The sequence below is a fragment of the Dactylosporangium sp. NPDC051087 genome (assembly GCF_055586325.1).
Map to the genome: position 1 here is coordinate 72,854 of NZ_JBVJIJ010000029.1, position 14,277 is coordinate 87,130.

12 protein-coding genes and 1 pseudogene are annotated in these 14,277 nt (G+C 68.3%); 10 read left to right on the plus strand and 3 right to left on the minus strand.

The genetic code is table 11. The features are described from left to right. The first annotated feature begins 6 nt into the window (after positions 1-6). The 8 genes from nuoI (at position 7) to ACZ6TV_RS42565 (ending at position 8,928) form a co-directional block, all read left to right on the plus strand. Complete coding sequence (gene nuoI / locus ACZ6TV_RS42530; protein ID WP_344509025.1) at positions 7-555, plus strand: NADH-quinone oxidoreductase subunit NuoI; 549 nt, start codon at positions 7-9, stop codon at positions 553-555. Then, positions 552-1,325: an NADH-quinone oxidoreductase subunit J gene (locus ACZ6TV_RS42535; protein ID WP_465304953.1), complete on the plus strand. Its 774-nt coding sequence runs from the start codon at positions 552-554 to the stop codon at positions 1,323-1,325. Before nuoI ends, ACZ6TV_RS42535 begins: the two co-directional genes overlap by 4 nt. After that, the gene (nuoK, locus tag ACZ6TV_RS42540; RefSeq protein WP_033363255.1) at positions 1,322-1,621 is read left to right on the plus strand and encodes an NADH-quinone oxidoreductase subunit NuoK; all 300 of its coding nucleotides are present in this window, start codon (positions 1,322-1,324) and stop codon (positions 1,619-1,621) included. The genes ACZ6TV_RS42535 and nuoK overlap by 4 nt, the downstream gene beginning before the upstream one ends. Before the next feature lie 10 nt (positions 1,622-1,631). Continuing rightward, positions 1,632-3,542, plus strand: coding sequence for an NADH-quinone oxidoreductase subunit L (nuoL, locus tag ACZ6TV_RS42545; protein ID WP_465304956.1), 1,911 nt, complete (start codon positions 1,632-1,634; stop codon positions 3,540-3,542). Next, entirely contained in the window at positions 3,539-5,068 is a 1,530-nt protein-coding gene (locus ACZ6TV_RS42550) for an NADH-quinone oxidoreductase subunit M (protein WP_465304958.1), read from the plus strand. The genes nuoL and ACZ6TV_RS42550 overlap by 4 nt, the downstream gene beginning before the upstream one ends. Next, the gene (gene nuoN / locus ACZ6TV_RS42555) at positions 5,065-6,603 is read left to right on the plus strand and encodes an NADH-quinone oxidoreductase subunit NuoN (RefSeq protein WP_465304960.1); all 1,539 of its coding nucleotides are present in this window, start codon (positions 5,065-5,067) and stop codon (positions 6,601-6,603) included. Before ACZ6TV_RS42550 ends, nuoN begins: the two co-directional genes overlap by 4 nt. A gap of 64 nt (positions 6,604-6,667) precedes the next feature. Then, the gene (locus tag ACZ6TV_RS42560; protein ID WP_465304962.1) at positions 6,668-7,741 is read left to right on the plus strand and encodes a polyprenyl synthetase family protein; all 1,074 of its coding nucleotides are present in this window, start codon (positions 6,668-6,670) and stop codon (positions 7,739-7,741) included. A 410-nt stretch (positions 7,742-8,151) separates the two neighbouring features. After that, the gene (locus ACZ6TV_RS42565) at positions 8,152-8,928 is read left to right on the plus strand and encodes an IclR family transcriptional regulator (RefSeq protein ID WP_465304964.1); all 777 of its coding nucleotides are present in this window, start codon (positions 8,152-8,154) and stop codon (positions 8,926-8,928) included. 153 nt (positions 8,929-9,081) lie between these two features. Here ACZ6TV_RS42565 and ACZ6TV_RS42570 read toward each other — a convergent pair whose 3' ends face one another. Beyond that, complete coding sequence (locus ACZ6TV_RS42570; RefSeq protein ID WP_465304966.1) at positions 9,082-11,196, minus strand: PhoX family protein; 2,115 nt, start codon at positions 11,194-11,196, stop codon at positions 9,082-9,084. Positions 11,197-11,337: 141 nt separating this feature from the next. On the opposite strand from ACZ6TV_RS42570, the gene ACZ6TV_RS42575 reads away from it, so the two are divergent. Next, a complete protein-coding gene (locus ACZ6TV_RS42575) occupies positions 11,338-11,862 on the plus strand; it encodes a sigma-70 family RNA polymerase sigma factor (protein ID WP_465304968.1) in 525 nt (174 codons plus the stop codon). 19 nt (positions 11,863-11,881) lie between these two features. After that, positions 11,882-12,550: a zf-HC2 domain-containing protein gene (locus ACZ6TV_RS42580; RefSeq protein WP_465304970.1), complete on the plus strand. Its 669-nt coding sequence runs from the start codon at positions 11,882-11,884 to the stop codon at positions 12,548-12,550. Here ACZ6TV_RS42580 and rarD read toward each other — a convergent pair. After that, the gene (gene rarD, locus ACZ6TV_RS42585) at positions 12,547-13,494 is read right to left on the minus strand and encodes an EamA family transporter RarD (RefSeq protein ID WP_465304972.1); all 948 of its coding nucleotides are present in this window, start codon (positions 13,492-13,494) and stop codon (positions 12,547-12,549) included. The two genes, ACZ6TV_RS42580 and rarD, sit on opposite strands and share 4 nt — an antisense overlap. A 155-nt stretch (positions 13,495-13,649) precedes the next feature. Further along, positions 13,650-14,009, minus strand: a pseudogene (locus ACZ6TV_RS42590) (phage holin family protein); the annotation flags it as partial. Positions 14,010-14,277: the final 268 nt, after the last annotated feature.

Consider the following 14,277-nt stretch of genomic DNA (forward strand, 5'->3'; position numbering starts at 1 on the left):
GGCGGCATGAGCATCGGTGGAACCCTTAAAGGCTTTGGGGTCACCTTCTCGCACATGTTCAAGAAGGTGGTCACCGAGGAGTACCCGGAGCAGCGCAAGCCTCCGGCCCCGCGGTACCACGGACGGCACATCCTCAACCGGTGGCCGGACGGCCTGGAGAAGTGCATCGGCTGTGAGCTGTGCGCGTGGGCCTGCCCCGCGGACGCGATCTTCGTCGAGGGCGCCGACAACACCGAGGACGAGCGCTTCTCGCCCGGTGAGCGGTATGCCCAGACGTACCAGATCAACTACGCCCGCTGCATCTTCTGCGGCCTGTGCATCGAGGCCTGCCCGACGCGCTCGCTGACCATGAGCAACGAGTACGAGCTGGCCCGCGACAACCGGCGCGACCTCATCTTCACCAAGGAGATGCTGCTCGCGCCGCTGCTGCCGGGCATGGAGCGCCCGCCGCACGACATGCGCCTCGGTGACACCGAGAAGGACTACTACGTCGGCGCGCTCGAAAACCCCGGCACGTCCGCGGGCGCCGAGCACTACAAGGGGGGTCAGGCGTGAACTACTCCCTGGAGCTGCTGGCCGCCGCGGGCGAGGTGAAGGGCGGCGAGGCCGTCACCTTCTGGATCCTCGCCCCGATCGCGGTCCTCGGCGCCATCGGCATGGTCTGGGCGCGCAACGCGGTGCACTCCGCGCTCTTCCTGGTGGTCTCGATGCTCTGCCTGGGCGTGTTCTACGTCCTGCAGGCCGGCCCGTTCATCGGCATGGTGCAGATCATCGTCTACACCGGCGCCATCATGATGCTGTTCCTGTTCGTGCTCATGCTCGTCGGCCGGGACTCTTCCGACTCGCTGATCGAGACACTGCGCGGCCAGCGGATGGTGGCCATCACGCTCGGCGTCGGCCTCTCGCTGCTGCTGGGGATCGCGCTGTACCGCGCGCTCGGCGACAGCGACCCGAAGGGCCTGGCCGAGGCGAACGCGGCCGGCAACGTGACCGGCCTGGCCAGGCTCATCTTCACCAAGTACGTCTACGTGTTCGAGGTGACCTCGGCGCTGCTGATCACGGCGGCGGTGGGCGCGATGATCCTGGCGCACATCGAGAAGCGCAAGGAAGAGAAAATTAGCCAGCCGGAGCGGATGCTCGCCCGGTTCCAGCCGGGCAACTACCCCGCGCCGAAGCCCGGCCCGGGCGTGTTCTCCACCTCCGACTCGGTGGCGACGCCCGCGCGGCTGCCCGACGGTACGCCGTCGGACCGCAGCATCTCCAAGATCCTCCCGACCCGGGAGTTGACGTCGGCAGACGTCGCACCGAAGGGGACCGAGAAGTGACACCGACGTACTACATCGTCCTGGCGTCGATCCTGTTCACGATCGGCGCGGTGGGCGTGCTCATCCGGCGCAACGCGATCGTGCTGTTCATGTGCATCGAGCTCATGCTCAACGCGGCCAACCTCGCGCTGGTCACGTTCAGCCGGATCAACGGCACGCTCGACGGCCAGATCATGGCGTTCTTCGTCATGGTCGTCGCGGCGGCCGAGGTCGTCGTCGGCCTGGCGATCATCATGTCGATCTTCCGGACTCGACGCTCCGCAAGCGTCGACGACGCGAACCTGCTGAAGTACTAGGGAGCGGGTTGTGGACAAAATCGCCTACACGGCGGCGAGCGGGTGGCTGGGCACGTTCTGGCTGCTCATCGCGATCCCGCTGGCGAGCGCGGCCGTGCTGCTGCTGCTCGGCAAGCGCGCCGACCGTTGGGGACACTGGCTCGGCGTGCTCAGCGTCGCCACGTCCTTCGTGCTGGGACTGACCTACTTCTTCACGCTCCGCGGCCTGGAGAACCGCAGCGGCGTCGAGCTGAAGCTGTGGGACTTCATCAGCGTCGGGGACTTCAAGGTCGAACTGGGTCTGCTGTTCGACCCGCTGTCGGCGATGTTCGTCCTGCTGATCACGGGCGTCGGTTCGCTGATCCACCTCTACGCGGTGGGTTACATGGACCACGACCCGGGTCGCCGGAAGTTCTTCGGCTACTTCAACCTGTTCGTCGCGGCGATGCTGTTGCTGGTCCTCGGCAACAACTACGTGATGCTGTACTTCGGCTGGGAAGGCGTCGGTCTCGCGTCCTACCTGCTGATCTCGTTCTGGTACCTGAAGCCGAGCGCGGCGACCGCCGGTAAGAAGGCGTTCCTCATGAACCGCGTCGGTGACGCCGGTTTCGCGATCGCGATCTTCATGATGTTCGCCTACCTCGGCACGGTCGACTACGCCGAGGTCTTCAACCGGATCGACACGCTCAGCGGTGGCGTCATCCTGACGATGGCGATCCTGCTGCTGCTCGGCGCGGCCGGCAAGTCCGGCCAGTTCCCGCTGCAGGCCTGGCTCCCGGACGCCATGGAGGGCCCGACCCCGGTGTCGGCGCTCATCCACGCCGCCACGATGGTCACCGCCGGCGTCTACCTGGTCGCCCGGTCGCACGCGATCTTCGACGCCAACGAGACGGCGCAGGTGATCGTGGTCTCGGTCGGCGCGCTGACGCTGCTGATGGGCTGCATCATCGGCACCGCCAAGGACGACATCAAGCGGGTCCTGGCCTGGTCGACGGTCAGCCAGATCGGCTACATGTTCCTCGCGGTCGGTCTCGGCGGCGCGGCGTACGGCCTGGCCCTGATCCACCTGCTCGCGCACGGCTTCTTCAAGGCCGGCATGTTCCTCGGCGCCGGTTCGGTCATGCACGGCATGCACGACCAGGTCGACATCCGCCGCTTCGGCGGGCTGTGGAAATACATGAAGATCACCTGGGTGACCTTCGGCCTCGGCTGGCTGGCCATCATCGGCTTCCCCGGCCTGTCCGGCTACTTCTCGAAGGAGCCGATCATCGCGGCGGCCTTCGAGCGTGAGGGCTGGCAGGGCTGGCTCTTCGGCGGCGCCGCGCTGCTGGGCGCCGGGCTGACCGCGTTCTACATGACCCGGCTGTTCTGGCTCACGTTCCACGGCCCGAAGCGCTGGACCGAGGACATCCACCACCCGCACGAGTCGCCGGCCATCATGACGATCCCGCTGATCCTGCTGGCGGTCGGCTCGGTCGGCGCCGGTTACCTGCTGTCGACCTCGGTGCCCGAGTGGCTGACCCCGGTCTACGGCAGCGAGCACGTCGAGCACGAGCCGGTCATGAGCCACACGCTCATCACGATCCTGTCGATCGTGCTGACGTTCGCCGGCGCCGGTCTCGCCATCGCGCTGTTCAACAAGGGCACCGCCCTGCAGGAGCAGCCGGCCGGCCCGCTGGTCACCGCGGCCCGCAAGAACCTCTACACCGACTCGTTCAACGAGGCGGTCTTCGAGGCGCCCGGCCGCTACCTGACCCGCGCGCTGGTCTACCTCGACAACCGCGGCATCGACGGCCTGGTCAACGGGCTCGCCGCGGGCATCGGCGGCGGCTCCGGCCGCCTCCGCCGGGCGCAGACCGGGTTCGTGCGCTCCTATGCCCTGTCCATCCTTGGAGGCGCGGTGCTCGTGGTGGCCGCCATGCTGGCGGTGACGTTCGGATGAGCTCCTTTCCGTATCTGACCGTGCTCACGGCCGCGCCGCTCGTCGGCGCAGCCGGGATCGCGTTCCTTCCCAAGGACAAGCCGGAACTCGCCAAGCGCGTCGCGTTCGGCTGGTCGCTGCTGATGCTGGCGCTGGCCGTCGGGCTGTGGGTGCAGTTCAAGCCGACCGGCGAGCGCTTCCAGTTCCGCGAGTCCTACACGTGGATCCCGCAGTGGGGCGCCAAGTTCACGTTCGCGATCGACGGCATCGCCCTGGTGATGATCGCGCTGATCGCGCTGCTGGTGCCGCTGGTCGTGCTCGCGTCCTGGCACGACGCGGACAAGAGCAAGCGGTCGGTGCCGGCGTACTTCGCGCTGCTGCTGGCCCTCGAGTCCACGATGATCGGCGTCTTCGCCGCGCAGGACGTGTTCCTGTTCTACGTGTTCTTCGAGGTCATGCTCGTGCCGATGTACTTCCTCATCGGCTCTTACGGCGGGCACCAGAAGCAGTACGCGGCGGTCAAGTTCTTCCTGTACTCCCTCGTCGGCGGCCTGTTCATGCTCGCCGCGGTCGTCGGGCTGTGGGTGCTGGGCGGCCACACGTTCGACTGGCCGACGCTGCTGTCCGCGGACTTCGGGGTCAACGCCGAACGCTGGCTGTTCCTCGGCTTCTTCCTCGCATTCGCGATCAAGGCGCCGTTCTTCCCGTTCCACACCTGGCTGCCGGACGCCGGTGGCGCGGCGCAGGCCGGCTCGGCCGCGCTGCTCGTCGGCGTCATGGACAAGGTCGGCACGTTCGGCATCCTGCGCTACTGCCTGCCGCTGTTCCCCAACGCGTCCAAGCACTTCGCCTGGCTCGGGTTCACGCTCGCGCTGGTCGGCATCGTGTACGGCGCGCTGGTGGCGATCGGCCAGCAGGACCTGAAGCGGCTGGTGTCCTACACGTCGATCGCCCACTTCGGCTTCATCGGCATCGGCATCTTCGCCTTCACCACCCAGGCCGGCACGGGCGCCGTGCTGTACATGGTCAACCACGGCCTCGCGACCGGCCTGCTCTTCCTGGTCGTCGGCATGCTGGTCACCCGCCGCGGAAGCGCGCTGGTGAGCGACTTCGGCGGCGCCGGCAAGCTCGTCCCGGTGCTGGCCGGCGTGTTCTTCGTCGCCGGTCTCGCCTCGCTCGCCCTGCCGGGCACGTCGCCGTTCGTCTCGGAGTTCCTGGTACTGATCGGCACGTTCACGGTCAACAAGACCGTCGCGGTCATCGCCACCGCCGGCATCATCCTCGCCGCCGGTTACGTGCTCTGGATGATCCAGCGGACCACGCAGGGCAACACGAACCCGAAGCTGCTCGAGATCAAGGCGATGAGCCGCGACCTGTCGCTGCGTGAAGCCGCCGTCGTCACGCCGCTGATCGCGCTGATCCTCGTGCTCGGCTTCTACCCGAAGCCGGTCATCGACGTGATCGACCCGGCGATCAAGGCGACGATGTCGGACATGCACGTCACCGACCCGAAAGCCACCGCAGGCACCGTGGAGGCCGGCAAGTGAACGACAAACTCCAACTGCCGAACCTGGATTACGCGGCCCTGTCGCCGATGCTGATCCTCTTCGGTGTCGCGTGCCTCGGGGTGCTCGTCGAGGGCTTCGTACCGCGGCGGCTGCGGCACACCGTGCAGCTGTCCCTGTCGCTGGTCGGCCTCGTCGCCGCCCTCGTCATGGTGATCCGCCAGGGCAGCAAGGACGTGATCACGGCACAGACCGCGGTCGCCATCGACGGCCCCGGACTGTTCCTGTCCGCCGCGGTCATCGTGCTGGGCATCGTGTCGCTGCTGCTGATCGGCGAGCGGACCCTGGAGACCGGCGGCGCGTTCGTCGCCCAGGCCGCCGTGACCGCCAACACCGACGCCGACCGCGAGCAGGCCACGCGCACGACCGGGGCGACCGAGGTCTTCCCGCTCACCATGTTCGCGCTCGCCGGCATGCTGCTCTTCTGCACCGCGAACGACCTGCTGGTGATGTTCGTGGCGCTCGAGGTCTTCTCGCTGCCCCTGTACCTGCTGTGCGCGCTCGCCCGGCGCCGGCGGCTGCTGTCGCAGGAGGCCGCGCTCAAGTACTTCCTGCTCGGCTCGTTCGCCTCGGCGTTCTTCCTGTTCGGCGTCGCGCTCATCTACGGCTACGCCGGCCAGGTCGACTTCAAGGCGATCGACACCGCGATCCAGAGCTCGGCCAACGACGACATCCTGCTCTACGTCGGCCTCGCGATGCTGTCGATCGGCCTGCTGTTCAAGGCCGCGGCCGTGCCGTTCCACGTGTGGACGCCGGACGTCTACCAGGGCGCGCCGACGCCGGTCACCGCGCTGATGGCGGCCTGCACCAAGGTCGCCGCGTTCGGTGGTCTGCTGCGGCTGGCTTACGTGGGCTTCTCCCGCACCGAGTGGGAGCTGCAGCAGGTGCTCGGCGCCGTGGCGGTCATCACGATGCTCGTCGGCGCGATCCTGGCCGTGACGCAGACCGACATCAAGCGGCTGCTCGCCTACTCCTCGATCGCCAACGCGGGCTACCTGCTGCTCGGCGTCCTCGCGCTCAACGAGCGGGGCCTGGCCAGCTCGATGTTCTACCTCGTCGCGTACGGCTTCACGGTCCTCGCCGCGTTCGCGGTGGTGACCCTGGTCCGCGACGCGGACGGCGAGGCGACCCACCTGTCCCGCTGGGCCGGTCTGGGCAAGCGGTCGCCGTTGTACGCGACCCTGTTCACGTTCATTCTGCTGGCCTTCGCCGGTCTGCCGCTGACCAGCGGTTTCACCGCGAAGTTCGGCATCTTCGCGGCGGCGATCGACGCCGGCCAGACGTGGCTGGTGATCGCCGGCGTGGTGAGCAGCGCCATTCTGGCCTTCCCCTATCTGCGCGTGGTCGTCATGATGTGGCTGTCGGAGCCGGGCGAGGCGACCCCTGCGGTGTCGATCCCGGGCGCGATGACGGCAGCGGCGCTGGTCATCGGGACCGTCGCGACGTTGGTGCTGGGTGTTGCCCCGAGCGTGCTGATCGAGGCGACCGAGCACGCGGGGATGTTCATCGGCAAATAAGTTCCGTGTCGAACCTTGCGTCCCGTGACGTCCCCCGTGGCCAACCACGTGGGGACGTCGCTGTATGAGGGCGCCGCAAGTCGTTCGAACGGGTTATGGCATCGTTGGAGCTGTGGTGAGTACGGGAACCGTGCAATCGGGTGCGTCTGTCGGCCTGACCTTCGCCGATCCGGCGTTGGAAAGCAGCGTCATGGCGATCCTCCAGGACGTCGAGACGGTGCTGGTCGACGCTGTCCACAGCGCGAACCCGCTGGTGACCGAGGCGGCCCGCCACCTGGTCAACGCGGGTGGCAAGCGCTTCCGTCCGCTGCTGGTGGCGCTCGCCGCGCACTTCGGTGACCCGAGCTCGCGCGACGTCGTGATGGCTGGCGTGGTGGTCGAGCTGACCCACCTCGCCACCCTCTACCACGACGACGTCATGGACGAGGCGGACGTGCGCCGCGGCGCGCCCAGCGCCAACTCCCGCTGGGGCAACTCGCTCGCCATTCTCATCGGCGACTATCTCTTCGCCCGCGCCGCCGCGGCCGCCACCGAGCTCGGGCTCGAAGCGGTCAAGATCCAGTCGAGCACCTTCTCCCGGCTCGTGCACGGCCAGGTCGCCGAGACCGCCGGCCCGCTGCAGGGTGAGGACGCGATCTCGCACTACCTGCGGGTCATCTCGCAGAAGACCGGCTCGCTGATCTCCACCAGCGCCCGCTTCGGCGGCATGTTCGGCGGTTGCAGCGACGAGGAGATCGAGGCCCTGGCCACGTTCGCCGAGACGTTCGGCATCGCGTTCCAGCTGTCCGACGACCTCATCGACATCGCCAGCGAGAGCACCCAGTCGGGCAAGACCCCGGGCACGGACCTCCGCGAGGGCGTGCCGACCCTGCCGGTGCTCTATGCGCTCGCCTCCGGCGACGACGACGCGGCCTCGATCCGTCTCCGCGAGATCCTCTCCTCGGGGCCGGTCACGGATGACGCGCTGCACGCGGAGGCCCTGGGGCTGCTGCGGGAGTCCGCGGCGCTGAAGCAGGCCCGCGAGACCGTCCGGGGCTATGCGGACCGCGCACGGGCCTCCCTGGCGCCCCTGCCGCACGTGCCGGCGCGCGCCGCCCTGGAGTCGCTCTGCGACTTCATCGCCGACCGCACCAACTAACTGACCCTGTTCTGACCTGTCCGCCGGTGTGGCCTAGGCCGCACCGGCGTTGACGTCTGTCCTCGGCTGTATTGCTCAATGCCATATGGCGCTGGTACCTGCCTTCGCAACAACTCGCAACGGCGTGATGACAGCCAGGAGCGGCCGAGCTGGACTCGCGCGGCGGTTACTCAAGCGATCCGCCATTACTTCCACAGACTCAGAGGCGCTTGCTCGGGCATTACTCACATAACTCGGCGTGTCGATCACATGACTGCACAGAGCCGATGTCCGCTATGGGCCATTCATCGCTATGTGCAGCGCGTTCGGATTCCCTCACCTCGCGCCAGAAATGATCAAACTGTTCCCTGGACCCGCTCCAGTTTCATATGGTGTGAATCCAGTTACTGCTGCGGCTGGGGAGGGCGGCGGTGCGGGATCCACAGGCCGAACCCTCGGACCTCATCCGGAGCGTGTCGAGGGCACTACGAGTCTTGGAGGCCGTGGGTCAATCACCACGCGGCCTCACCGTGAAGCAGATCGCCAGGCGATGTGACTTCACGGTCGCTACTACTTATCACCTGGTGCGCACGCTCGCGTACGAGGGCTACGTCATCCGCCGGGAGAACGGCACCTACGTGGTCGGCCTGGAAATCGCCGACCGCTACCGGGAGCTCGTCCTCGCGTTCCGTGGGCCCAGCGCCGTCACTGACCGCCTGCGCCGCGCCGCGACGGAAACGGGCTACAGCCACTATCTCGGGCGCTTCATCGGCGGCAGGATCGCCGTGACGGCGTCGGCCGAGGGTCCGCGGACCCCGCCGCTCGACGAGCTCGTGCCCGGCTACGACGACGCCGCGCACGCGACCGCGCTGGGCAAGGCGCTGCTCGCGACCATGAGCGCGGACCAGCGGTGGCGTTTCTTGAAGGAATACGGGATGCGGGCATACACCTCGGCAACCCTGACCTCGCCGGAGGCGCTCGACTCCGACCTCGCCGCCGGCGACCGCCGCGGGATGCAGATCGAGATCGGCCAGTTCCGCCAGGGGCTCGCGTGCGCGGCCGTCATGGTCGTCAACGACCGCGATCCCGACCGCCGGGTCGTCCTGGCATGCGCGCTGCCGCCCGCGGAGCTGATGTCTTCGGCGAAGGTCGTGCGGACCCGCCTGCTGGCCACCGCCCACCACCTGGCGACGGTCCTGGCCGAATAGGACGGTCCCGTCCTGCGCGGCGCGGCGAGTGTCAAGGGCGACCCGGGCGGCGCCACCGCGCAGCCGCACGGCGATGGTCTGGGTACGTGCGAACGGGCGCCTCCCCTCGTACATGGGGAGACGCCCGCAACGCAGAGAACGGTCAGACGACGGTCAGACGCCGATGTTGCGGCCGTCCAGACGCCACGCCACCGCGATGCCCGGCTTGGCGAAGTCGCCGTCGGGCCAGTTCGACGCGGGCTTCTCCACCGACGCGCCGGTGATCTCGCCGGGGTGCTGCACCGCGACGAACGCGCTCTTGTTGTCGCCGTGGATCCACGGGCCGCAGGTCTCGGCGCCGTAGGGCACCGTCAGGAACTGCTTCAGGTGACCCTTCTCCGGGCCTTCGAGCGGCACCGCGAACAGGCCGTCGTTGGTGCCGAGCGCGTTGCCGTCCGTGGAGATCCACAGGTTGCCGGCGCCGTCGAACGCGACGTTGTCAGGGCAGGAGATCGGCGACACCTGGGTCTTGTCGTAGCCCATGAAGTAGGTCGCCGGGTCCTTCGGGTCGCCGCAGACGATCGGGATCGTCCAGGTGAACGTGGTGCCTGTGTGGTCGCCCTTGTCCTCGGTGATCTCGAAGATGTGGCCGTGCTTGTTGTTCGTGCGCGGGTTCGCCTCGTCGGCGGGGGCCTTGCCGGCCGGGCCGCGCGCCGTGTTGTTCGTCAGCGCGACGTAGATCTTGCCGGTCTTCGGGTTGGGCTCGACGTCCTCGGGACGGTCCATCTTGGTCGCGCCGACCGCGTCACCCGCGAGCCGGGTGAAGACCAGCACCTCCTCGACCGTCATGCCGGGGACCTGCGACTTGCCGTCCTTCACCAGCGCGACCCACTCGCCGGTGCCGTTGAACGCGCCGTCGGCGGGCAGCTTGCCACTGCCGTCGATCTCCGCGGCCGACGTGAAGCCGAGCTTCGCCACGTACAGCGAACCCGACTCCAGCAGCGTCAGGTTGTGCCGGCGGGCGAAGTAGGACTTGCCGCTGTCGAACTTCTTGTCCGACACGAACTTGTACAGGTAGTCGAAGCGCTCGTCGTCGCCCATGTACGCCACGGCCTTGCCGTTCTTGGCGATGATGATGTTGGCGCCCTCGTGCTTCACCCGGCCGAGCGCCGTGTGCTTGCGCGGGGTCGAGCCCGGCGTGAACGGGTCGATCTCGACGACCCAGCCGAAGCGGTTCGCCTCGTTCGGGTTCTTCGTCAGGTCGAAGCGGGCGTCGGCGCGGTCCCACTTGCGGCTGCCCGACGGGTACCGGTTGACCGTGTCGATGCCGTAGCGGTTGAACCGGGTCTTGGCCGGCTCGACGGCCGTCTCGGCGCCGACGAAGTACTGGTTGAAGTTCTCCTCGCCCGACAGGATCGTGCCCCACGGGGTCACGCCGCCGGCGCAGTTGTTGAGCGTGCCGATCACGTCGCGACCCGACGGGTCCGCGGACGTCTTCAGCAGCGCGGAGCCAGCCGCGGGGCCGGTAACCTTGAAGTGCGTCGACAGGGCGGTGACCCGGCGGTTGTACCGCCGCCACCCGCGCGTCACCGGCGTCCAGCGACCAGAGTCGCCGACCCGCTCCAGCTCGACGACCGACATGCCGTGCGCGGCCATCGTGGTGCGCAGCTGCTCGACCGACAGCCCGTCGATGCCCGGGAAGTTCGGGAACATCAGGTCTTCGTTGGTGTACTCGTGGTTGCACACGAGCAGCGCCCGCTCGCCACGACGGTCCAGCGGCAGCACCGCGACGAAGTCGTTGTTGTAGCCGAACTGCTTCGACTGCGCGTCGGCGGACTGCTTCGCCACGTTGAAGCGCGGCGCGCCCGGCACGACCTCGTCGCCCCACTTGATGACGACGGCGTGGTCGTAGCCGTTGGGGACCACGATCCCGTCGACCTGGTTGGGGGTCACGGCCTTGAAGCTCAGCTGCGACGGCTCCGAAGTCTTCGCCGCGTACGTGTCGACCTCGGGCACGACGACGTCAGGCTCGCCGGCCTCCCCAGCGGGCGAGGCGAACGCCGGGGTGCCGACGGCCGCACCGGCACCGGCGAGACCGAGCACGAGCGCACCGGCGCGCATGACCCCACGGCGCGACACCGCGTTGACCTCATCGGTGAAGTACGGGTTGGCCGACTGGTTCGGGACCGGGTGGTCGCAGGCGTTGCCGCAGCGGTACAGGCAGGTCATGCGGTCGCGACCGCCGTGCGAGACGGCCATGGGTAACGACCGGCGTGGGTTGTCCGACATCTCTGGGGCTCCTGATCCTGGACAGCGACGAGATGAGCCGCACCCTAGGGATGTCGGGTGAATGACATGTGACGCCGCCTTGAACCACTGTGCGTATTAGTGCGTAGAAGCCAGTGGAAGGGATGCGGATAGTGCCAAAGCGTGAGTACAGACGATGCTGACCTGCTGCTGAAGGCGCTCCACAAGGAGCATGGAGACGCGCTGTTCGCCCACGCGCTGCGACTGACCGGCGGAGACCGCCAACGGGCCGAGGACCTCGTGCAGGAGACCCTGCTGCGGGCCTGGCAACACCCGGAGGCGCTCGACCCGGCCCGCGGCTCGGTGCGAGCCTGGCTCTTCACCACCGCCCGGAACCTCGCCATCGACGCGTGGCGGCGACGCTCCGCACGGGTGGGCGAGGTCTTCACCGACCAGATGCCGGAGTCCCCGGTGGTGGTCGACGAGACCGAGCGCGCGGTGGAGTCCTGGGTCATCGCTGAGGCGCTGACCCGACTTTCCCGACCGCACCGCGAGGTCCTGGTGGAGTGCTTCTACCAGGGACGCTCGGTCGCCGAGGCGGCCGAACGGCTGGGCGTGCCCCCGGGCACCGTCAAGTCGCGGACCTACTACGCACTGCGATCGCTGAAGGTCGTCCTAGAGGAGTTGGGGGTGGGCCATGAGGTGTGAGCACCTTCATGACTCGGCCGTGTACGTGCTCGGGGCGCAGTCGCCCGAAGAGCGCGAGGAATATGAGCGGCACCTGGCGTCCTGCGCGGACTGCCGGGCCGCGGTGTCGGAGTTCGGCGAGCTGCCGCCGCTGCTCAGCAAGCTGGACCCAGCGGTCGCCGCGTCCTGGGCCGGGCCGTCCGCCGCTCCTTCCCCCGACGCCGCTTGGGCCGGTCCTTCCGTCGCCGCCCTGCTTCCCCGCGTCCTGGACCGTGCGGAGCGTGGCCGCCGCACCGACCGGCGCCGCCGGCGCTGGCAGACCGCGGGGACGGCGCTCGTCGCGGCCTGCCTCGGCGTGCTCGCCGTCCTCGGGGTGCGCTCCGCCGGGGTCGGACAGCCGGATTTCGTCGCCATGCAGGAGGTTGCGGCGACGGTACCGGTGACCGCCAGCCTCGCCCTCGAAGGCCTCGGCGACGGGACTCTCGTCCGTATGCGGTGCGCCTACAAGCCGGGCGGCGGCTACGGGAAGTGGACCTACAAGCTCTATGTCGTGCCGAAATCCGGCGAACCCGAGGAGCTCGACTCCTGGACCGCCGGCGCCGGTGACGAGTACGAGCTCAAGGCGCACAGCCAGTACCAGCGCGACAACATCCAGAAGGTCGAGATCCGCAAGGGCGACGGCACCCCACTGCTCGTCCTGAACGCCTAGATCGTCGTCTGACTCACACTGGTGGCGGTCGTCGGCTCCTTCGCGGCGGCCGCTTCTTCCGTCGCCCTCCGTTGCCTGCTGTGCCGGATCGCGTCCACGGTGAAGATCGACAGGGCGAGCCACACGATCACGAAACCGGCGAGGCGCCCCGGCGGCATCGGCTCATGGAAGACCAGCACGCCGAGGATCAGCTGCAGGGTCGGCGTCAGGTACTGCAGGATCCCCAGACCGGACAGCGGCACCCGGTTGGCCGCCTCGGCGAACAGCAGCAACGGCACCGCGGTCAGCAGGCCACTACCCGCCAGCATCACCGTGTGCCACACCGAAACGGTCCCGAACGTCTGCTGATGACGCGTCGCCAGCCACGCCAGGAACGCGAGCGCGGGCAACGTCAGCACCGCCGACTCGAGGAACAGCCCCTCGCCGGCGGGCAGGCCGAGCTGCTTCTTGATCAGGCTGTAGGTCCCGAACGACCCGGCGAGCGTCAAGGCGATCCACGGCACCCGACCGTTGTCCACGCTCAGGACCACCACCGCGACCAGCCCGACCCCGAGCGCGACCCACTGCAGGCCGCGCAGCCGCTCCCGCAGCACCAGCACGCCGAGCAGGATCACGAACAGCGGGTTGATGAAGTACCCCAGCGACGCCTCGACGACGTGGTCCGTGTCCACGGCGAAGATGTAGACACCCCAGTTGACGGCGATGAAGACCGCCGCGACCGAGATCCCCGCAAGCCGCCTGCGGTCCTTGACCAGCGCTTTCAGCGCCTTCCACCGGGACAGCGCCGTCAGCAGCACCGCGACCGAGACCAGCGACCACACGATGCGGTGCGCCAGCACCTCCACGGCACCCGCAGGCCGCAGCGCCCGGAAGTACAGCGGGAACACGCCCCACATGATGTTGGCGGACAATGCGGACAAATACCCACGGCGCAGCGGTTCCACGCCCCCCACCGTAAGGGGCGGTCTGCAAACCGCCCCTCACCGGGTTCGTCCGGAGCTGCTGGCTACCGGTAGTAGTTGTTCTGCGGCCGGTACTGCTGGCGGGGCTGAGGCGGCGGAGGCTGGCGGCGGTTCCTGTCCTTGTCGCCACCGTCGGGGATCACGAGGTTGATGACCCAGCTGACGATGCCGATGAACAACGCCCCGAGCACCGCCGACGGCCAGAAGTCGTCGACGTGGAACGCCAGGTCGAGCTTCCCGGCGATCCAGCTCGTCAGCATCAACAGCAACCCGTTGACGACCAGCGAAATCAACCCGAGCGTCAACAGATACGCCCAACAGCCAATGGTCTTGATGATCGGGCGCAACACGGCATTCACGATCCCGAAGATCGCGGCAACGACAACCACGGTGAGCACCTGGCGCCCAGTGGTCCCGTCAACAGTGATGCCCGGGATCACCAGCGTCGCCAGCCACACCGTGAACGCACTCACGCCGAGCCGGATGAGGATTCCCATGCCGGTGATCGTGCCACTGCACCTGCCCCCAGCCAAGACACCCTGCTAACTCCGCGCTGTCGCGCGGGGCGGGGGTTCCCACCCGCACCCCCATGCTCGCTGCGCTCGCACTGCCTGCGCGTGCGCGCGGCAGCTTCCGCGCGTGCGCGCACCATCCGCCCCGGCTGGCGTCCGACGTCGCGTTCGTCGCCTTGCCCAGAGATCGCGTCCCAGGCTTTCGCGCGCTCTTACGCTCCTACAGCCGTGCGCTCGCACGGTCCCGCGGTTG

Coding starts and splice junctions, on each gene's coding strand:
- nuoI (WP_344509025.1), top strand. CDS start 7: ATGAGCATCGGTGGAACCCTTAAAGGCTTTGGGGTCACCTTCTCGCAC.
- ACZ6TV_RS42550 (WP_465304958.1), top strand. CDS start 3,539: ATGAGCTCCTTTCCGTATCTGACCGTGCTCACGGCCGCGCCGCTCGTC.
- ACZ6TV_RS42560 (WP_465304962.1), top strand. CDS start 6,668: ATGAGGGCGCCGCAAGTCGTTCGAACGGGTTATGGCATCGTTGGAGCT.
- ACZ6TV_RS42570 (WP_465304966.1), bottom strand. CDS start 11,196: ATGTCGGACAACCCACGCCGGTCGTTACCCATGGCCGTCTCGCACGGC.